Genomic DNA, 20,678 nt, shown 5'->3' with positions numbered 1-20,678 from the left:
CACTCCCACAGCCTCTACCGACGAAGCGAAAACGGGTTTCCCTCGCGGATACCGAACCTGAACCGCTCGCCGCTGCGTTCCCGCCAAAGATCACGCAACGACCTAGCAAAATTGGACTCAAAGAGCATCGATCGCGATGCTGGAACTACAAGGCATTCCTGTTTCACCGGGCGTGGCCATCGCGTCAGCCTTGGTGCTCGACGCTGAGGGCTATCGCATCCCGCGTTGCATCGTCCCGGCGTCGGACGTCGACGATGAATTTGCGCGTCTACGCGCCGCCGTTGATCTCGTCTCTGAGCAACTCGAACAGAGCCGGCTGGAAACCACCGCGACGGCGGGACGTCAAACCGGTGATATCTTCGCCGCCCAATTGCAGATGCTGCACGACCCGCGTCTGCACAGCGAACTCGAGAAACGTATCGGTGAAGAACGGCAATCCGCCGCATTTGCGGTCAGCGGCGTGCTGCACAACTACGCCTCCGCACTTCAGAAACTCGAAAACCCTTTTCTGGCCGATCGCGCCCAAGACGTTCTCGATATCGAGCGGCAACTCCTCACCGAACTCGGTGCCGTAACGCGGCAACCGCTGTTGGACCTCAACGAGCCCGTCATCGTCCTCTCTCGCATGCTCACGCCGAGCGAAACTGCGGGGCTCAACCGTGAATTCGTCAAAGGATTCTGCACCGAAGTCGGAGGACCAGGCGGACACACTGCGATCGTTGCCAAAGGCCTCGAAATCCCTGCCGTCGTCGGCATCGGCGAATTCCTTCCCGTGATCGCGGGCGCCGATTGCGTGATCGTCGACGGGGACCGTGGTCGATTGATCATCGACCCGACCGATGAGGTCCTCGAAAACTACCGGCAACGTGCCGAGTATCGCCGGTCTCTGGCGCAACGATTGGCACAGCAGAGCCAACTGCCCGCGACCACAACGGACGGCACTCGCATCTCGCTCAACGCCAACATCGAATTCCCTCACGAAACGGCGTCTTGCCTGCAAAGGGGAGCCGACGGAATCGGACTCTACCGTACCGAGTTCCTCTATCTCTCATCCGACGAAGAACCGAGCGAAGAAGACCACTACGAGGCGTACGCCGAAGTTATCAAACAGATGAACGGTCGCCCGGTCGTCATCCGGACGCTCGACCTCGGCGCCGACAAGATGGGCCACGGCAAACGAAGCCAGCAAGAGAACAACCCATTTCTCGGTCTTCGCAGTATTCGTCTGTCGCTGCGCAACCTCGACCTGTTCCGCCCGCAACTCCGTGCCGTCCTTCGCGCCGCAGCACTCGGCGATGTTCGTGTGATGTTCCCGCTGATCACCACGATCGCGGAACTTCGCCAAGCCCGCATGCTGCTCAACCTGGTCGCCGAAGACCTGAAAGAGGCAGGCGTTCCGTACCGCAGCGATCTCCCCGTCGGCATGATGGTGGAGGTTCCCGCCGCGGTAATCATGCTCGATCACTTCGCGTGTGAAGTCGACTTCTTTAGCATCGGCACGAACGATCTGGCACAGTACACGCTCGCCGTCGACCGGTCCAACGAATCTGTCGCTGACCTGTACCAATCCAGCGACCCGGCCGTCCTCAGGTTGATCCAAGCCAGTATCGACATTGCCGCTCAAACTCAAACACCGATTAGCGTATGCGGTGAGATGAGCAGCAACCCGGCTCGCGCGCTATTACTACTCGGCATGGGCGTCCGCAACCTCAGCGTTCCTCCATCGGCGCTACCACGAGTCAAGAAAGCGATCCGCAACGTCTCTATCGAACAATGTGAAGCGATCGCCGAACGGGTTTGCAAACTCGAATCGGCCCGCGACGTTGATCTTTATCTACTCGATCGCCTCACCGATCTTGCTCCTGAATTGGTGATGCAATGAGCCGCGCCAAACGCCACCCAAGATCAAACAGCAACCCTTCGCCCAATCTGCAGCCCGCCGGCACGCCACGCTATCGCTACCGCGTCCGTTTCGCGAAAACCGGACTGCTGCGTTGGATCAGTCATCGCGATCTCGCCAACTTGTGGGAACGAATCGGCCGCCGCGCCGAACTACCGTTCTCGATGACCGAAGGGTTCAATCCCAAACCCCGGATGCAGTTCCCCTCGGCACTGTCTCTCGGTGTCGAAAGCCTCGATGAAGTTCTCGACCTGGAACTGTGTGAAGATTGGCCCGCCAAGCAACTGCTGCTGAAACTGCAGACGGACGACCAACCCGGACTGACGATCAACTCCGTCTCGAGAGTCGATCTCGCCGACGGCAAATCACAACTCGCGGCGATGAACTACTCCGTCTCGCTGCCCGATGGCTTTGACGATGAAGAGTCGTCACGAACCGTCGACGCAATCAACCAAATCAAACAACAAGTAACCGTCTCGATCGAGCGGAAAGGGAAGACGGTCACCGCACATGTGGAAACCCAACTCCCAATTCTCGATCTGCAACCTGACAAACTCATCGCTCGGATCGTTGTCGGTGACGGAGCGTCTTTGAAAATCCAAGACGTTCTCGATCTGCTCAGCCTGAGCGACTGGCCCGAAAGAGGTGCGACGATCGTTCGTACCGGTATGAACCTGAAGGGCGAACCCGAACACTCGTAACATCGGCGTCCATGCGACCACCCTTGGAGGGATGGCCGCATTCAGCCGATCTCAACACCCTTATAAGGGGAATTTATTTATGAAACGTGAAATGCTGATCAATGTGCTTCAACCAGAAGAAAGCCGCATCGCGGTGGTGGAAGACAAGGTCCTCGAAGAACTCTATGTCGAACGAAAAAGCGTTGAGGCGTTCGCCGGAAACATCTATCGAGGCAAAATCGTTAACCTCGAACCCAGCATCCAGGCGGCGTTCGTTGACTTCGGCGTCGGACGCAACGGATTCCTTCACATCAGCGACGTCGAACCACAGTACTTTCGCCAAGGGGGATACGACCCCGAAGAAATCATGCGGGAGTCCGACGAAATGGCGGCCGCCTCGGCCGCACGCAACCGCGAAAGTGGCCGCGGCAGCTCCCGTGTCTTCAAAGGCGGGCGACCTCGTATCAAACCACCGATCCAAGAGATCTTCAAACGCGGCGACGAAGTTCTCGTCCAGGTCATCAAAGAAGGCATCGGCACCAAAGGCCCCACACTCTCAACGTACATCTCGATTCCCGGCCGCTACCTCGTCCTGATGCCCGCCCTCTCGCGAGTCGGCGTCAGCCGCAAGATTGAAGACGAAGACGATCGCAAACGCCTCAAGAAAGCACTGCACGCCTGCAACCCACCTAAAGGCCTCGGCTTTATCGTTCGAACCGCCGGCGCGGGTCGCAGCGAAGACGAATTGCATCGCGACATGGACTACCTCCTGCGGCTCTGGAAAGCCATCGCGAAACGCATCGAAAACACCACCGAACCTGGCGAGATCTACGAAGAAAGCGATCTCATCATTCGCACGATTCGCGACATCTACAGCGATGACATCGACCACATCCTGATCGACGAAGAAGAGTCGTTCAACAAAGCACGCGACTTCCTCAAGAGCGTCATGCCGCGCGTCGTCGACCGCCTGAAACTTTACGACGGACCGGTTCCACTGTTCCACAAATACAATCTCGAAGAAGAGATTGTAAAAATCAACCAACGCCAAGTTCAACTGAAAGACGGCGGCTCGATCGTGATCGACCCGACCGAAGCACTCGTCGCGATCGACGTCAACAGCGGGAACTTCCGTGGCAACGCATCCGCGGACGAAAACGCATTCCGGCTGAACGTTTCCGCCGCGAAGGAAATCGCACGACAACTCCGACTCCGTGACCTCGGTGGCGTGATCGTCAACGACTTCATCGACATGCGGAAAGAAAGCTACCGTCGCAAAGTCGAGCGAGTATTGCGCGACGCGATGGCTAAAGACCGCGCCCGTACGAAAATCCTTCGCACCAGTCCATTCGGACTGATCGAAATGACGCGGCAACGGATTCGCCCAAGCCTGAAACGGAGCATCTATCAGGACTGCCCGTGCTGTAAAGGCCGAGGCCTCGTGAAGACACCCGAAAGCATGTCGATCGAAGTCGTCCGCATGCTCGCTCTCGCGGTGAAGAACAAACACATCGTTCGTGTTACCGTTCGAGTGAACGACGCCGTCGCCGCGTTCCTGAACAACAAGAAACGCCGCGCCGTCACCGAGATGGAAGATGCCGGTAACATGACCGTTCAAATTCTCGGCAGCGAAGGATTGTTCCCTGAACACCTCGAAGTCGATTGCCGCGACAACCACGGCGAACGAGTCGAAATCGATTCCTGATTCCCAACGCCCGCCGCATGCGTTTTGCGTCCCCTTGTCAACGGAGCCCCCTCGATGAGTAGCAAACTTTGCATCAAATTGATTATCGCGATGGCCTTGGTCGCTCACCCGACCTCGGCCTGCACGGTCATGCGGATGGAACTATCCGGCCAATTAATCGTCGCGAGAAATCATGATTGGGGCACCGGCGGCGGACTACTGATCGTCAACCCACGCGGCATCGAGAAAACGGCCATCACGCCAGTCAATCCGGCCAAGTGGATCTCGCGATACGGCAGCATCTCATTTGCCCAATTCGGGCGTGAGATTCCGTTCGCGGGCATGAACGAAAAAGGGCTCACTGTCGACCTATTGCAACTCGGTGACGCCACGTTTCCGGACGATTCCAACGGCAAACCTTCGGTCAATGTTGTGCAGTGGGTCCAGTACCAACTCGACACGTCCGGCACCGTCGCCGACGTCCTCGCGAGCTTGGATGAAATCACACCGATGCCCTTTATAGCGAAACTCGAAAAGGTGCATTACTTCGTCACCGACGCCAGCGGGGACGTTGCTGTCATTGAATACCTAAACGGCAAACCAATCGTCCAGCACGATCCGGTCACGGCATGCGTGCTTGCGAATTCAACCTGGGACGCATCGCTCCGCGCGAGCGAACAGGGCCACCCCAGCAACAGCAGCGAGCGGCGATTCCTACGAGCCTGTTCCATAACTCAAAAGAAAGAATCCGACGCGCCGATTGATGACGCAATGTCGGCATTGAACAAGGTCGCCCAAAGCCACACGCAGTGGAACCTCGTCTACGAACCCGAACGACTGCGTATCACGTTCCAAACCCGCCTTGCGCCACAACGTCGCTGGATTGATCTGAACGAGATGGATTTCGAGATAGATGCCGATGTTGTCTGCGTCGACGTCAACGCGACACTGAGTGGAAACGTCCGCGACCATCTGCACCCATTCGCCCGCCAAGCCAATCAGAAAATCGTCGATGACGCATTTGACGCAATCATCCCCGCTGGCTTCGTTCGCTCGACGATCAAAGAGATGGTACTTAACTATGGCGACTCACTTGCCCCCGCATTAGTCGAGTAACCCGCGTCAGTTTTGAGACCAAACTCTGGCGCAATCCAATGGTACTCGCCACGGCAAACCAATCGCGGATGAACTTGCTCGACCTGGCGTTTGAAAGACACCGCTAAAGAACGCCGATAAATGCGGCTCAACCTGAACGATCTGTTACTCCCATCGCCGCATATCGCCCTTCGGCGAAACCATTCGGGATGAGCAACGGGAATTCAGAAAAGATCACCGTCGATAATCGCTGGACGCGGCCGAACTACCACGACCAGTACTCAATCGACACAAAACCACTGGATCGCCAGGTAATGAGACGGACGCCGTGCTCACCAAGAACGATGCCGCAGTCTCTCAAAAGATTTATCGCCCACGCTTCAAAACACAGCGGCAACCACGATCACGACTGGAGGGAGATTAACAGCCTCTTTCCCGGGGGCTCCTCCGACGCTTTGAGACCTTGCCTCGACATCGCCCCCGCTGATCCGAGACCGCCTTGGGATTTCCCACTGGTATCGCAAGGCTTAGAATATGCTGATGTTTGAACTTCGATGCACCGTCCGCGACTGCCAACACGTATTGGCCCGTTCTGAATCCGGCCTCACATGTGAGTCGCGGCATCACTTCGATCGAGCCAAACAAGGATACTGGAATCTCGCTCAGCCCCAGGACCGAAAGTCCAAACAGCCTGGCGACTGCGACGACGCTGTGATGGCACGACATCGGTGGTTGGCACGCGGACACGCCGCCGGTTTGGTGCAAACCTTAGCACCCTGGATGAGTGCCACGGCGGCATCAACCACGCCCCGCACACTTGATCTCGGATGTGGCGAAGGATTCTTTGGGCCAGCGTTCTTTTCCGGTGAAGAGAGTGGTTACTGCGGTATTGACCTTTCCAAAACGGCCATCAAACTCGCCGCACGTCGTTGGCCGGAGGCGACCTGGGTTTTAGCGAACGCCGATCGTGAACTTCCCGCGATCGACGCTAGCGTTGACCGTGTGCTTTCTCTCTTCGGTCGCCGCCCGGTCGCAGAAATCAAACGAGTACTTGGTGCAGAAGGCATTTGCGTCGTCGCGGTCCCTGGCGAGGAAGACCTGATCGAACTGCGTGAACAAGTACAACAGTCCGGACATCGCCGCCGTCGCTGGGAACTCGTCGTCGAAGAAATGGAAAGCGTCGACCTCCGATGCGTCCAACAAGGCACGTGGAAACACCGGGTAACACTCGCACCTGATGCCATCCTTGACGCACTAGCAATGACCTACCGAGGGGTTCGGCACTCGCAGCAAGAGCGGCTTAAAGCCATCGAATCAATGGACGTTACGCTCGCCGCCGATCTGATGCTTTTCCGACACCGCTGAACCACCGGCAATTTCGACACCGGTTTTGACGTCGAAACTCCCCTGAAACACGCGCCGCAATCACTCTGCCGCGATGCCGATCGACGCATCATAAGCCTTGGGAAACACGCGAACCTTCCGTGAAACACGGCATGATTGCCTATCGCAACCATTTTCAGGAATCAATAAGCGAGCAATCCTTGCCGCAAGAAAGTTTGGGCGACGGCGATCACAACCGTAACCACGATTTTTCAGATACCTGTCATTTCCTAGTTCAGATTCGCCCCAAAACCGTCATTTCTATAGGTGGAACCAAACTCACAACGCGTCCGTTTGTGTGGCCAATCACGACTTGGTTACGAGAAAGCATCACGAAGTCGAGTCACCGATGCCGACACAAATCGTGGTTTGACCTCGTCAAACTTCGACGGACGGGCGTCGCAGAGGGGCCATAAATAGGTATTTTCATCCCCAAAGCGGAGCGTGACAACGGCGATCAAATCGTTCGATGGCGGGCTCACGAGTCGATCACCAACGCATGTCATAACAGCACGCTGCCGATACCGATTAGAACGAAAACGGATCCAACCGATCCCACCACCGGAACTTCGAACCGCTCAAGGGCTCAATTGAGATGAACATCGACAAGCTTCCACACCTGCTAGGGCTCTATCTCGACGAGGGACTCAACTCGACGTCCAAGCAAGAGCTTGAAGAGATACTCATAAAATCGCCCTCTGCGCGAAAAACGTTTTGGCAGCACGCCAACATCCATGCGATGTTGAGGCAACTCCATCGACCAACTTCGACCGGCGATACCCACCGATTCACAGCCTAGAACGGATTCAATTTTGCTTTCGCCACCGTCCTTAAATGCTGGCGAACACAGCGACGTTTGCAAACCCATATCATTGCAGACACGTTCACCAGCGTCTTCTTAAGCGATGTAGCCGACATCGCCGAATTGCAGAGAGAGGACTTCTGACGAACCTAGGTCCAGCGAACGAGTACGCCATCATTTGAAATACTCTCGTCTCGAGCGCACGGAAACACCGACCTGCGCGGGGCCGCCAGCTACCTTTTTGAGCAAACGGCTGGTACTCTCTTCGACCGAGTTTTTTACAACTCGCACGTCCGCTTCCACCGAACAACATCGATTCGACCGATGCAAACTAGGTCACCGGAAGGCAGCACGAACGACTCGGTTTCCGGACAATCGCGAAGCGGTCGCACTGTTTAGGATCGCGCATCAAAAAAGCCAGTGGAAGAGATTCCACTGGCTTTCGTTTTTCAACAACGCGTCAGCGAGAGTCGAACTATTCGCCGCTCGACGCGGACGCTTCGGCTGTCTCGCCGTCACCGCCTAGAAGTGGGAACGACTCTTCCAACGCCGTCACAGGGGCCGCTGCGAGTTCTTCGAGAGCCTCGCGACGGTAGTTGACTTCGGACTCTTGGAAGATCCGGAATCCGGTTCCTGCCGGGATCAAGTGTCCCAGAATCACGTTTTCCTTCAAACCCACGAGCTTGTCGACCTTGCCCGCCAGAGCGGCTTCCGTCAACACCTTGGTCGTTTCTTGGAACGAGGCAGCACTGATGAAACTGTTCGACTGAACGGCGGCCTTCGTGATACCGAGCAACTGAGTACTCGCCGTTGCACTCTTGCAACGCTTGCCCTTGGCGGGTGTACCGCCCATGGCTTCGACTTCGGCGTTAGTTTGCTCGAACGCATCCTTCGGCACGATCGTGCCTTCGGCGTAATCCGTATCACCTGGGTTGGCGATCTTCAAACATCCACGGAGCTCTTGGTTGGCTCGACGGAAGTGGAACCTGTCCATGACGCTGCCTGGCAACAGGTTGGTATCGCCGGCCGATTCCACTTTCACCTTACGCAACATGCGGGCGATGATGATCTCGCCGTGCTTGTCGTTGATTTCAACCCGCTGGCTTCGATACACCTGCTGGATTTCATGCAACAGGTATTGCTGAACGGCTTCTTCGCCCGTGACACGCAGGATGTCGTGAGGAACCAAGGCACCATCAACGAGGGCCTGCCCCGCTTTGACGATGTCACCGGTGTGAACGAGGAAGTGCTTACCGTGAGGCACGAGGTGCTCACGTTCGATTCCTGATTCACTGCGGACGATAATGGTTCGCTTGCCCCGTTTGCGTTCGCTGAGGATTTCGACTTCACCGTCGACTTCCGCGATCACAGCAGGATCCTTCGGCTTACGAGCTTCGAAAATCTCGGTAACCCGCGGCAAACCACCCGTGATGTCGGAAACACCGCCCGTTTCACGCGGCATTTCCGCGAGCACGGTACCTGGGATCACTTCGTCGCCTTCTTTGACGGAGATCGTTGCACGTTCCGGCAGGTACTGAGCGTGAAGCGGACGACCTTCGGAATCTTCGATCACGAGCTGCGGGTGCAAGTCACCCTTGTGGTCGATGATCGTCAAACGAGTGTTTCCGGAAGCTTCGCGTTCTTGACGCATCGTTTCGCCTTCGACAACGTCTTCGAAACGAATCTTACCGGTGACTTCCGACAGAATCGGAATCGAGTACGGGTTCCATTCGCAGAGGACCTGACCGGCGGTGACCTTATCACCCTCTTTCACCATCAGTGTCGCACCGGTCGGGATGTCGTATGACTCGACTTCACGTCCGCGTTCGTCAACCAACATGACCTGACCGTTACGCGTCAACACGACGTCACGGCCTTCGGTGTTGGTCACAGCTTTCATGCGTGTGTAGCGAACTTCACCATCGCGAGCCGACTTGATGTCCGACTCTTCAACCTGCTTACTCACACTACCACCGATGTGGAACGTCCGCATCGTCAACTGAGTACCAGGCTCACCGATCGACTGAGCGGCGATAATGCCAACGGCCATGCCTTCCTCAACCATCGATCCGGTTGCCATGTCCATGCCGTAGCACGAACGGCAAACACCGAGAGGAGCGTCGCATGCCATTGGCGTACGAACTTGAATCTTCTCGAGTCCCATTTGTTCGATCTTGCGAGCGATTTCCGGTGTGATCATTTGCCCTGCTTCGACGATCACTTCATCGGTCACAGGGTTCACGATCGCCTTCAAGCTGACTCGACCGTTGATCGAATCTGCCAACGAAACTTCAACCTTCTCACCGCGATAGACCACCCCCTTGGTGATCCCCTGCGTGGTACCACAATCGTGCATGGTGACCACAACGTTCTGGGCAACGTCAGCGAGCTTACGAGTGAGGTATCCACTGTCCGCAGTCTTGAGAGCCGTATCGGCCAAACCTTTCCGAGCACCGTGGGTGGACGAGAAGTACTCGAGCACCGACAAACCTTCGCGGAAGTTTGCCTTAATCGGAGTTTCGATGATCTCCCCGGTTGGCTTCGCCATCAGACCACGCATACCGGCGAGCTGACGAATTTGCTCAATACCACCCCGTGCACCAGAGTGCGACATCAAGAACACGGGGTTGATGTACCAACCGCCTTCGCGAATATCATTCTCCATGGCGCTCATCATGTCCGCAGTGATCGCCTCACGAGCGTGAGTCCACGCGTCGAGAACCTGGTTGTACCGTTCCTTACCGGTCATCAAACCACGGTCATAAGCCTTCTTGTGCTTCATGACCGTCTTCTCGGCGTCTTTGATGAACTTCTGCTTGGTGTCCGGCGTGACCAAGTCATCCGTCGCGAACGACAGACCACTGCAAGTCGACTCGCGGAAGCCCATTTGCATCATATCGTCGAGCAAGTGAATCGTTGGTTTCCGACCGAGACGTTGATAGCAGTCGCTAATTGTCTTGGCCAAGTCACCACTACGCATGGCGCGGTTGTAGTAGTCCATACCGTCGGGCAACATTTCGTTGAACCGAACACGACCAGGAGTCGTGTCGATCGTTGCACCGTAGACACCCGACTCATCGTCTGTCTTGAGTTTCTGGAACTTCGGCAACCGCATTTTGATCTTCGTATGCAGTTCCACAATGCCTTGGGCGAGTGCGTAGTCGACTTCTTCATAGCCGCTGAAAACCATCCCGTCGCCTTTACGATCGGGCAGTTCAACCGTCATGTAGTAGCAACCCATGACGATGTCCTGGGAAGGACTCATGATCGGCTTACCGTTGGACGGCGCGAACACATTGTTGGTACTGAGCATCAACGTGTGGGCTTCCACTTGTGCCTCGATCGAGAGCGGCAAGTGAACGGCCATCTGGTCACCGTCGAAGTCGGCGTTGAAACCTTTGCAAACGAGCGGGTGCAAATGAATTGCGTTGCCTTCGACCAGGGTCGGTTCGAACGCCTGAATCCCCATCCGGTGCAACGTTGGTGCCCGGTTAAGCATCACAGGGTGATTCGTGATGACCTGCTCGAGGATATCCCAAACCTCTTCGTCTTTACGTTCGAGCATCTTCTTGGCCGACTTGATCGTATCGGCGTGACCGAGCTCTTTGAGGCGGCGGATAATAAACGGCTGATAAAGCTCGAGAGCAATCTTTTTCGGCAAACCGCATTGATGCAGCTTCAACCGAGGACCAACCACGATGACCGAACGGGCGGAATAATCGACTCGCTTACCCAACAGGTTTTCGCGAAAACGACCTTGTTTCCCTTTAATCATGTCGGTGAGCGACTTCAACGGCCGGTTCGATGATCCGAGCACAGGTCGCTTGCAACGGTTGTTGTCGAAGAGCGCGTCGACGGACTGTTGCAACATTCGCTTTTCGTTACGAATGATGACTTCCGGCGCGTTCAAATCGACCAGCTTACGAAGCCGGTTGTTGCGGTTGATGATCCGGCGATAGAGGTCGTTCAAATCGCTGGTCGCGAAGTTGCCGCTATCGAGCAGCACGAGCGGACGCAAATCGGGTGGAATGACCGGAATCACGTCGAGCACCATCCACTCAGGACGGTTATCGCTGTCGCGGATCGACTCCACAATCTTCAAGCGGTTGATCAGGTCTTTCTTCTTCTGCTTGCTGCCGGTCTCTTCGAGATCGACACGCAATTGCTCCGACAACGGAACGAGGTCCAGTTTGTTCAGCAGTTTGCGAACCGCTTCGGCACCCATGTCGGCTTCGAACGAACCGGGACCGTATTGCTGACGCGCCGCACGGTACTCTTCTTCGGTCAGAAGCTGCAGTGGCTCGAGATCCGTTTCGCCAGGATCGATGACCACGTAATCTTGGAAATAGATCACCTTCTCGAGGGAACTGGTTTTCATCGCCAGCAGGTTGCCCAGTCGCGAAGGCATGGCCTTGAAGAACCAGATGTGCACAACTGGAGCCGCCAGTTCGATGTGCCCCATGCGTTTCCGACGAACGCGGGAGTGGGTGACCTTCACGCCGCAGCGGTCACAGATCATTCCCTTGTATTTCATTCCACGGTATTTACCGCAGGCGCATTCCCAGTCTTTCTCAGGGCCAAAGATGCGTTCGCAGAACAGACCGTCTTTTTCCGGACGGTAGGTACGGTAGTTGATCGTCTCGGGTTTCTTAACTTCACCGAACGACCAGCTCTTGATGTCTTGGGGACGAGCCAAGGAGATGCGGACCGAAGCGTAATCGTTGATGCGATCGTAGTTGCTGGTTTCGCCAACTGACATGGAAGAAGCCTTTAGCTATTAGCTCTTAGCTCGTCGCCTGGGCTCAAGGGATACTTGGCAGATGGCGTTGAGCGTTTTGATGTGGAAGGTTTCAAGCGATTTTGTCGCGATACAGTCAGGCATACGCCCAACGTCAATTTCGTCTTCAGACGGAAACTCTCTCGCGAATCGGCTACAGCGAGAGACTCAAAAGTCTCTCGCTGAAATGCCGCTCTCGCGGAGTGGAGTCCCGTCTAGATCGGGCGTTTTTCGAGTTGCATGTTGAGTGCCAGACCACGAATTTCGTTGGTCAACACGTCGAAACTGGCGGGCGTGCCGGCTTCCAAGGTGTTCTCACCCTTGACCATCGACTCGTAGATCTTCGTACGTCCCTCAACATCGTCACTCTTAACGGTGAGCAATTCTTGAAGGATGTACGCCGCTCCGTATGCTTCCAGAGCCCAAACTTCCATCTCACCGAAGCGTTGACCACCGAAGCGGGCTTTACCGCCGAGAGGCTGCTGCGTGATGAGGGAGTATGGCCCGGTGCTACGAGCGTGAACCTTGTCGTCGACGAGGTGGTGCAGTTTCAACATGTAGATGTAACCGACCGTCGTTTCCTGCTCCATCGGCTCACCGGTTCGACCATCGGTCAAACGGATCTTACCGTGTGCAGGCAAACCGGCTTCCGCAAGGCAATCGTTGATTTCGGATTCCGACGCACCATCGAAAATTGGCGTAATCGCTTGGAAACCGAGCTTGGCCCCGGCCCATCCGAGGTGCGTTTCCAAAATCTGCCCCACGTTCATTCGCGACGGAACGCCCAGTGGGTTGAGCATGATTTGGATCGGCGTGCCATCAGGAAGGAACGGCATGTCTTCGATCGGAAGGATCTTCGCGATCACCCCCTTGTTTCCGTGACGACCGGCCATCTTGTCACCAACGCTGATCGTTCGCTTGGTCGCGATATAAATCTTGACCATCTGCAGAACACCGCTGCGAAGCTCATCGCCACGCTTCATCGAGTTCAACTTGCGGTCTCGTTCGTCGATCGCGTTTTCAACGTTCTGCCACTGCGTTGCGTAAACCTTCTCGACCTCTTCCTTCTTCGACTCATCAACTTGGTCGAGAACGAGGTCAAAACGGAAACTCGTCGCACGTTCTGCCACAAACTTCGGATCCTGTCCGTCGGCCAGAGGCGTTCCGGTGGAATCCTTCAGCTTGGTGCCCGCGGCAGCTTCTAGATCGCGGATCAATGATTCGAACGTACTAGCGATCTCATCATTTCCTTCGGTCTCGTGCTGTTTCAGCTCTTTCTCGAACTGCTTACGCTCGTCTTCGCCGAGACTCATACGGCGAGAGAACTTGTGGGTATCGATGACGATCCCTTCAATGCCCGAAGGCACTTCGAGTGAATCGTTCTTCACGTCTTCACCGGCGCGACCAAAAATTGCGTGCAACAATTTTTCTTCCGGTGTCAGCTCCGTCTTGCTCTTCGGGCTGACCTTTCCGACCAAGATATCGCCAGGTTTCACGTACGTTCCGACTTGCACAATCCCGCTGTCATCGAGATTACGCAGTGCCTTTTCCGAAACGTTTGGAATATCGCGAGTGAACTCTTCACGGCCTAGTTTGGTTTCGCGGATTTCGACATCGAAATCTTCGATGTGGATCGAAGTATACGTGTCATTACGAACGAGTTCTTCGCTGATAATGATCGCGTCTTCGTAATTGAAACCGTCGAACGACATAAAGCCCACGAGGACGTTGCGTCCTAGTGCCAACTCACCCAAACGGGTCGCCGCACCGTCAGCGATGATCTGGCCTTTCTCGACCTTGTCACCAACGTTCACAAGCGGTTTCTGGTTTTGGCAGGTACGCTCGTTGAGGCCTTGATACTTCTTCAACGGGTAGTGATCGCTGCCGACTTCGATGCGTGTGGCATCGGCGTAAGTCACCTTGCCCGCACGGCGAGCACGAACGACCATCGCGCTGTTCTTGGCGACTTCGCGTTCCATCCCCGTACCGACGATCGGCGGCTCGGCGACCAACAACGGCACGGCTTGCCGCTGCATGTTCGATCCCATGAGTGCGCGGTTAGCATCGTCGTGCTCGAGGAACGGAATCAGACCGGCCGAAACACCGACCATCTGAGCCGGAGCAACGTCCATGTAACTGACTTGTTCAGGCAACACGATCTCGAAGTCACTTCGGAACCGGGCGATCAAGTTCGGCCCTGGAACCAACGCACCGTCTTTGACTTCCGTATCCGCAGGAGCCACGTACGACTCACCTTCTTCGTCCGCACGCAGCCAGACGGTCTGATCACTGATCTTTCCGTCGACGACTTTACGGAACGGCGTGATCAAGAATCCGTAATCATCCACACCGGCGTAAATCGCCAGCGAGCTGATCAGACCAATGTTTGTACCTTCAGGAGTTTCAATCGGGCAGATACGGCCGTAGTGCGAAATGTGCACATCGCGTACTTCGAAGCCCGCACGTTTCCGGTTCAAACCACCCGGCCCGAGGGCCGAAAGCCGACGCTCGTGAGCGAGTTGGCTCAGTGGGTTCGTCTGGTCAACGACCTGCGAGAGTTCACCGCGGCCGAAGAAGTAATCGATCGCCGCCGAAACGCTCTTCGGATTAATCAACGAACGCGGCGTCATGTCCTGGGCATCTTTCACGCTCATGCGTTCTTGCACAGTACGACGCAGCTTCAAGAAGCCTTTTCGCAACTCTTCACTGGCGAGTTCATCGATCGTTCGCAGACGACGGTTACCGAGGTGGTCAATGTCGTCGATCTCCGCATCACTTTCCGCATCGAACAAATCGATGAGGTAGCGGATCGCTGAAATCATGTCGTCGGGACGCAGCGTCATCACCTCTTCGCTGACGTCGAGACCGAGCTTACGGTTGAGCCGGAAACGGCCCACCTTACCGAGCCGGTATCGGTTCTCGTCGTAGAACTTCTCCTGGAAAAGCGTGCGAGCCTTCTCCAGTTGAGGAGGGTTCCCCGGACGCAGTCGCTGATAGATCCGCAGCAACGCCTCTTCGTGACTCGCCGTGGTGTCTTCGGCGAGCGTGTGGAAAATCAACGGCACCTTCGGCAGATCCATCGCATCAACGCTCGTCACACCAGCGGCGCAGATGGTTTCGGCCAATTCGGGGCTGATCTTGTGACCGGGCTCGACGATAATTTCGCCGGCTCGCTCGTGTCCGCTCGGGTAGACAACGTCGTCAACACAGATCTTGTTTTCGAGCTTCGGCGCGTCTTTGCCGCCGGAAACCTTGATCGTTTTGGTTTCATAGAATGCCGCCAACAACTCGGCATCAGTGCTGTACATCGGGTCCATCGCCCGCAGCAACATGGTCGCGGGGAACTTACCGCTTTGGTCGATTCGAACAGTCAACGAATCTTTCTTCGTCACGTTGACTTCGATCCACGACCCACGCTCAGGGATCACGCGGCACGACGGCAACTTGCGATCGGTCGTGGTGTCTTGCTCGAGCACGAAGTCGACACCGGGGCTACGGTGCAACTGGCTCACGACGACACGTTCCGCACCGTTGATGACGAACTCACCGCCACCGAGCATGATCGGCAGGTCACCGAGATAGACTTCTTCCTCGATCGGTTCTTCGCGATTCAATCGCAACCAAACCCGCATGGGGCGACCGTAGGTCAACCGCAACTGACGACACTCTTGCACGGTATACCGTGGCTTACCGAGCTCGTAACGCAGGTATTCCAGCGTCGTGTTACCGTCGTAACTGCTGATCGGAAAAATTTCCTTCAGCACGGACTCCAGGCCCTGATTATCTCGCTCCAAACTCCCCTTATCGGCTTGCAGGAACGCAGAATAAGAGGCAGTTTGCAATGCGGTCAGATCGGGCAATTCGAACTGGCCCAAGCCGGTTCCAAATTTGCGGATACTGGTGGGCTCGAGTCGACGCTGAGTCGTGGTTGCCATCGAGAGGAAAGCTCCTTCGCGGGGAAGAACAAATTCACCACGTCCCGAAGTCGAAATCTGCCACCATTTCGGTGCGGCCAGATCCGTCCAACGCCGGAAACGAGTGAGATGACTAAACTTAAGTTAGACTACCGAAACCGGCGATAAACCTGTGCCGACCACACGCGGCGGACCATCCTCTGCACCGAGAATTAGCCGTTCCAAACGAGCCAATCGGAAATGTTCAAACGAAGCGAACATTTCTTCAATCGAGCTGCGATTTTGAAACGAAAAATCTCTCAGGACCAAAAAACAAGGCTCATGTGGAGGGCACAATTCCACGAAAAGCTCAAATCCAGAGAGTGGGCGGCAGACAGTTGGGACGCGTTGCGGGATACCGGGGGGCGATAGTCGAAGGTGAAATGTAACCCTAAATCTTGAGTTCGCAAAGGGCAACGCGAGGATTTTGGTCCCGTTTGTGCTCTCTGCTCTCCGACTTTGACGAACTAGGGCAGACAACACCGATCGAAACGGTCAAACTGCCACTCTTTTCATCACACCCCGTGATCGTCGCACAACATTGACGCACCGCGTTATCCGTTGGGCTCGCCAACACGACTCCATCAAAATCTCCTGCCTCATCTGGTAAAAACGCCATGAAATTCCCTCGTTCTTCCGGCGTACTCCTGCACATCACGAGCTTACCGGGTGGCAATGGCGTTGGGGATTTGGGCGATTCGGCGTACAAGTTTGTCGATTTCCTCGCTGCCAGTGGCCAGTCGATCTGGCAAATCCTGCCGCTCTCCCCGCCGGCCGAAGGCGATTCGCCCTACAGCGCGTACTCCGCATTCGCGGGCAACCCGCTGATGATCAACCTCGCCGGACTCGTCAGTGAAGGGCTGCTTACCCAAACTGACATCGACGAAACCCAACAGACCACTCCGCATGGGGGAAGCACGGAACCCGGAACGCCACATGACCTGGCCAGTAGCTCAGGCGGAATGGCCGCGACGGTTTCCGCCCCGGCTGTTTCACAGACCCATGTCGATTTCGTGACGGTGGCCGCTCGCAAGGAAGCGGCACTCAATCGGGCGTTCGAACGATTCCAAAACACCGCTTCCCACCCGCTCCGATCGCCACTGCTGGCGTTCTGCAAGAAACACGCGTCTTGGCTGGAGGATTTCTCGCGGTTTGAAGCCATCATGTGCCACCTCGACGAATCCGATTGGTCGAAATGGCCGATGGAACTCGTGACCCGGCAACCGTCCGCTCTCGCAAAGTGGGACGACCAACTCTCCGAAGCGATCCATTACGCCAACTTCAAGCAATTCCTGTTCGATCGCCAATGGCAATCGCTGAAACAATACGCCAACGATGCTGGTGTCCGTATCTGCGGGGACATGCCAATCTTTGTCGCCCACGAGAGTGCAGACGTGTGGGCAAACCAATCCCTGTTCGCGGTGGATGAAAACGGCAAACCGACATTGGTCGCCGGTGTTCCACCGGACTACTTCAGCAAGACCGGCCAATTGTGGGGCAACCCTCAATACAACTGGGACGCGTTGGAAAAGACACATTATCACTGGTGGACCGAGCGGTTCGGATCGGCGATGCGTCAATTCGATCTGCTCCGCGTCGATCACTTCCGGGGATTCGAAGCCTACTGGGAAGTCCCCGCCTCGGCTCGCACGGCGGTCGGCGGAAACTGGAAACCGGGCCCCGGCACCAAACCATTTGACGCCGCTCGCGAAGCACTGGGCGATCTTCCGTTCATCGCCGAAGACCTGGGTTTGATCACCGAGGAAGTCCACCACCTACGCGAACAGCTCGGATTCCCGGGGATGCGTGTCCTTCAGTTCGGTTTTGACAACGCCGACGATGATTTCCATCGCCCCAACACCTACCCAACCGATTCCGTCGGATACACAGGAACTCACGACAACGACACCCTGGTCGGCTGGCTCAAGCAACGCAAACCGTCCGGAGCCGACCCGCTGAAGAGCTGGATCTCCGACCATGACCATGCGGCGGACGAACCCGTTTACTGGCAATTGATCGACGCAGTCCTGCAATCGGACAGCGACACAGCCATCATCCCGATGCAAGACCTTCTCGGTCTCGACAACGCCGCACGGATGAATGTCCCCGGCAAGGCAAAAGGGAACTGGACGTGGCGGATGACAGATTCGGCAATCACCCCTGAATTGATCGAAAAACTCAGAGGATTGACCGAACGGGCCAACCGAGCGTAAAGATCGCCAAACGATTGCGCATACGCGAACGAGTGGCCAATCACTAGCGATCGTGAAACGCTCGGCATTCAGGAAACAATCGCCGCGCATAAAAACAGCCCGGAACCGTGTCCCGAGCTGAAGTGGTGAGCGAAGCTGACTGGACTGCCGTGGGCAGCCCATCACCGGCAGGGATTAACCTTCTTTTTCAGCCTTCTTAAAGCCTTTCGCAAAGGCCTTTTCACCAAACACGAGGTTTGCCGCCTCTTTGTCTTCAGCCGATTCAACCTTGGCTTTGCACTTGCCACAGCAGAAAGCGACTTTCGCACCGGCAACGGTGAGCATGGTCGAGTCGTCTACAGGGCCGCCGCTGATTGGGCAACCGGTTTGAGTGTACTGACCGGTTTGAACGAGCTGGCGATTGGCCTGCGTGGCAAACTTCTTCGGCGTTTTAGCGAACTTGCCGGCACACCCGCCGCAGCAGAAGTAAACCTTACCGTCTTTGTATTCGGCCGTTTTGCTGGCCTGCGCGTCGCGATCGGCAACGATGCATTTGACACCTTCGAGGTCAGCTTCTTTGTTCAGATGAACGTTTGCGGCGACGACTGATGCGGAAGTGATCAGAAGCACAGCGAAACAAGACAGCATTCGGTTTTTCATCATGTCACTCGTGATTAAGCAGAAAACGGACAGCGAAACGCCCCATCAAGTACCCAACAGGGCACCGATTGCCTAACCGGGCAGGTCAAGCGATACCCCTTTAGGGTAAGCAGCCGACTAGTGACAAGTCAAATCTGACAATCCGACTGGCCGCCGGAATCCACGTTCTGCTAGTTTCACGGCAGACGTCGTTTCGACGCAGATCTGGATGACCTGAGGTTTATGTCAGTTACACGGGTCGATCGGGTAGGCAGCCCGATTGCTGGCGCCGCGATTCGCCGAAGTCGATGTCTTAAGAAAGAATACGCACTCGTTTTTAAGTGCGTCGATCCCTCGGATCGCATGGACAGCAAATGGACTTCGCTGAACGGACAGGAATATGACAACGCCACGACGCCAGTTTTTAGGTTTGACCACGGGATTGCTCACCGGTGGACTCATCTCCACCGCAATGAGCTCCCGCGCTGCCGCACAATCCCCCGGCCAACAGCCCCAATGGGCAAACCCCGTTCACCGTGTCGCCAACGCGATGTCCGTCCCGAAAGCGGAGGTCCCACGTGACGTGCCCGGCAAAGCCGCACTGAAACGTGGCCTGGACATGGCCCGCCAGTCGCTCGAAATTTCTCGCAACCAAGTCCGTGACTACACGGCAATCCTGGTCAAACGCGAGCAAGTCGGCGGCACGATCGGCGAACACGAATACATGTCGATCAAAGTCCGCAACCGCAAAGTTTCCGGCGGTCAATTGCTGCAACCGTTCAGCGTCTACATCAGCTTCCTGAAGCCGTCTTCGGTTAAGGGACGCGAAGTCATTTACGTCGAAAACCAAAACGACGGAAAATTGACGGCTCACGAGGGCGGATTCAAAGGACGTTTCTTGCCAACGGTGAGCCTCCCCGTCGACGGGATGCTCGCGATGCGAGGCCAACGATACCCGCTCACCGAGATCGGTGTCGAAAACATGATTATCAAACTGATCGAACGTGGTGAAAAAGCATTGCGTTACGAAGATGTAACCTGCGAATTCCGCCGAGGTGCCAAACTGAAGGACCGCGTGTGCACGGTCCTCGAAGTCACGCAGCCGACACAACGTCCCGACGCTGAGTTCTACCAAGCCCAGGTGTTCATGGACGATCAATTGAACATGCCGATTCGATATATCGCCTACCACTGGCCAACTCGCGAAGGGCAGCCCGGCCAAGTCATCGAAGAGTACAACTACCTCAATCTCAAAGTGAACGTGGGACTGACGGACGCAGACTTCGATCCCAACAACAAGGCATACAACTTTTACTCGTGAGTCAGTCTCACTCCTGAGTAGAATCACGCGAGCAACAAGGCTTCACTCGAGTAGCGATGCCACACGGATGCAGCGGGGCGATCCCCATCTCACTGCTTACGCGGCTCGTACTCACCCATCACCCGTGGCCTCCGCCCTCTTTATAGCCCACATCTTCTAGAGTACATCAATGGTCTTGTAAAAGCCTAAGTTCGCTCATGGAGGGTGTTGGCCGTGCAATGGATCGAATCGGAGTTTGCGACGCTTAAACTG

10 protein-coding genes are annotated in these 20,678 nt (G+C 56.0%); 7 read left to right on the top strand and 3 right to left on the bottom strand.

Going from position 1 to position 20,678, the window contains the following annotated elements; genetic code table 11:
- The first annotated feature begins 136 nt into the window (after positions 1 to 136).
- The 5 genes from ptsP (at position 137) to FHS27_RS26115 (ending at position 6,724) form a co-directional block, all read left to right on the top strand.
- Positions 137 to 1,882, top strand: coding sequence for a phosphoenolpyruvate--protein phosphotransferase (gene ptsP, locus FHS27_RS26135; RefSeq protein ID WP_009095080.1), 1,746 nt, complete (start codon positions 137 to 139; stop codon positions 1,880 to 1,882).
- Positions 1,879 to 2,601, top strand: a complete 723-nt coding sequence (locus tag FHS27_RS26130) for a TIGR03936 family radical SAM-associated protein (RefSeq protein WP_184308632.1) — start codon at positions 1,879 to 1,881, stop codon at positions 2,599 to 2,601. The genes ptsP and FHS27_RS26130 overlap by 4 nt, the downstream gene beginning before the upstream one ends.
- A 79-nt stretch (positions 2,602 to 2,680) precedes the next feature.
- Positions 2,681 to 4,285 carry an Rne/Rng family ribonuclease gene (locus tag FHS27_RS26125; RefSeq protein ID WP_184308630.1) on the top strand — a complete coding sequence of 535 codons (1,605 nt, stop codon included), beginning with the start codon at positions 2,681 to 2,683 and terminating at the stop codon, positions 4,283 to 4,285.
- 54 nt (positions 4,286 to 4,339) lie between these two features.
- Positions 4,340 to 5,380, top strand: coding sequence for a linear amide C-N hydrolase (locus FHS27_RS26120; protein WP_184308628.1), 1,041 nt, complete (start codon positions 4,340 to 4,342; stop codon positions 5,378 to 5,380).
- Positions 5,381 to 5,899: 519 nt separating this feature from the next.
- Positions 5,900 to 6,724, top strand: a complete 825-nt coding sequence (locus FHS27_RS26115; RefSeq protein ID WP_184308626.1) for a putative RNA methyltransferase — start codon at positions 5,900 to 5,902, stop codon at positions 6,722 to 6,724.
- Positions 6,725 to 8,019: 1,295 nt separating this feature from the next.
- Here FHS27_RS26115 and rpoC read toward each other — a convergent pair.
- Positions 8,020 to 12,303 (bottom strand): DNA-directed RNA polymerase subunit beta', encoded by a 4,284-nt coding sequence (rpoC, locus tag FHS27_RS26110; RefSeq protein ID WP_184308625.1) that lies wholly within the window; start codon positions 12,301 to 12,303, stop codon positions 8,020 to 8,022.
- A 233-nt stretch (positions 12,304 to 12,536) separates the two neighbouring features.
- Positions 12,537 to 16,256: a DNA-directed RNA polymerase subunit beta gene (gene rpoB / locus FHS27_RS26105; RefSeq protein ID WP_184308623.1), complete on the bottom strand. Its 3,720-nt coding sequence runs from the start codon at positions 16,254 to 16,256 to the stop codon at positions 12,537 to 12,539.
- 635 nt (positions 16,257 to 16,891) lie between these two features.
- Between rpoB and malQ the strand changes: the two genes are divergently transcribed.
- The gene (gene malQ, locus FHS27_RS26100) at positions 16,892 to 18,487 is read left to right on the top strand and encodes a 4-alpha-glucanotransferase (protein WP_184308621.1); all 1,596 of its coding nucleotides are present in this window, start codon (positions 16,892 to 16,894) and stop codon (positions 18,485 to 18,487) included.
- A 174-nt stretch (positions 18,488 to 18,661) separates the two neighbouring features.
- On the opposite strand, the gene FHS27_RS26095 is transcribed toward malQ, so the two are convergent.
- A complete protein-coding gene (locus tag FHS27_RS26095) occupies positions 18,662 to 19,126 on the bottom strand; it encodes a hypothetical protein (protein ID WP_184308619.1) in 465 nt (154 codons plus the stop codon).
- Between the two features lie 379 nt (positions 19,127 to 19,505).
- Between FHS27_RS26095 and FHS27_RS26090 the strand changes: the two genes are divergently transcribed.
- A complete protein-coding gene (locus FHS27_RS26090) occupies positions 19,506 to 20,426 on the top strand; it encodes a DUF1571 domain-containing protein (RefSeq protein WP_184308616.1) in 921 nt (306 codons plus the stop codon).
- Positions 20,427 to 20,678 lie beyond the last annotated feature (252 nt).

Origin of the sequence: Aporhodopirellula rubra (assembly GCF_014192335.1) — a bacterium.
Lineage (GTDB): Bacteria > Planctomycetota > Planctomycetia > Pirellulales > Pirellulaceae > Rhodopirellula > Rhodopirellula rubra.
The sequence above is the reverse complement of the archived record's forward strand: the minus strand, read 5'-3'. Positions and strand labels throughout refer to the sequence as shown.

Excerpts from the sequence above, each read along its gene's own strand:
- ptsP (WP_009095080.1), top strand. The coding sequence starts at position 137 with ATGCTGGAACTACAAGGCATTCCTGTTTCACCGGGCGTGGCCATCGCG.
- FHS27_RS26130 (WP_184308632.1), top strand. The coding sequence starts at position 1,879 with ATGAGCCGCGCCAAACGCCACCCAAGATCAAACAGCAACCCTTCGCCC.
- FHS27_RS26125 (WP_184308630.1), top strand. The coding sequence starts at position 2,681 with ATGAAACGTGAAATGCTGATCAATGTGCTTCAACCAGAAGAAAGCCGC.
- FHS27_RS26120 (WP_184308628.1), top strand. The coding sequence starts at position 4,340 with ATGAGTAGCAAACTTTGCATCAAATTGATTATCGCGATGGCCTTGGTC.
- FHS27_RS26115 (WP_184308626.1), top strand. The coding sequence starts at position 5,900 with ATGTTTGAACTTCGATGCACCGTCCGCGACTGCCAACACGTATTGGCC.
- rpoC (WP_184308625.1), bottom strand. The coding sequence starts at position 12,303 with ATGTCAGTTGGCGAAACCAGCAACTACGATCGCATCAACGATTACGCT.
- rpoB (WP_184308623.1), bottom strand. The coding sequence starts at position 16,256 with ATGGCAACCACGACTCAGCGTCGACTCGAGCCCACCAGTATCCGCAAA.
- malQ (WP_184308621.1), top strand. The coding sequence starts at position 16,892 with ATGAAATTCCCTCGTTCTTCCGGCGTACTCCTGCACATCACGAGCTTA.
- FHS27_RS26095 (WP_184308619.1), bottom strand. The coding sequence starts at position 19,126 with ATGAAAAACCGAATGCTGTCTTGTTTCGCTGTGCTTCTGATCACTTCC.
- FHS27_RS26090 (WP_184308616.1), top strand. The coding sequence starts at position 19,506 with ATGACAACGCCACGACGCCAGTTTTTAGGTTTGACCACGGGATTGCTC.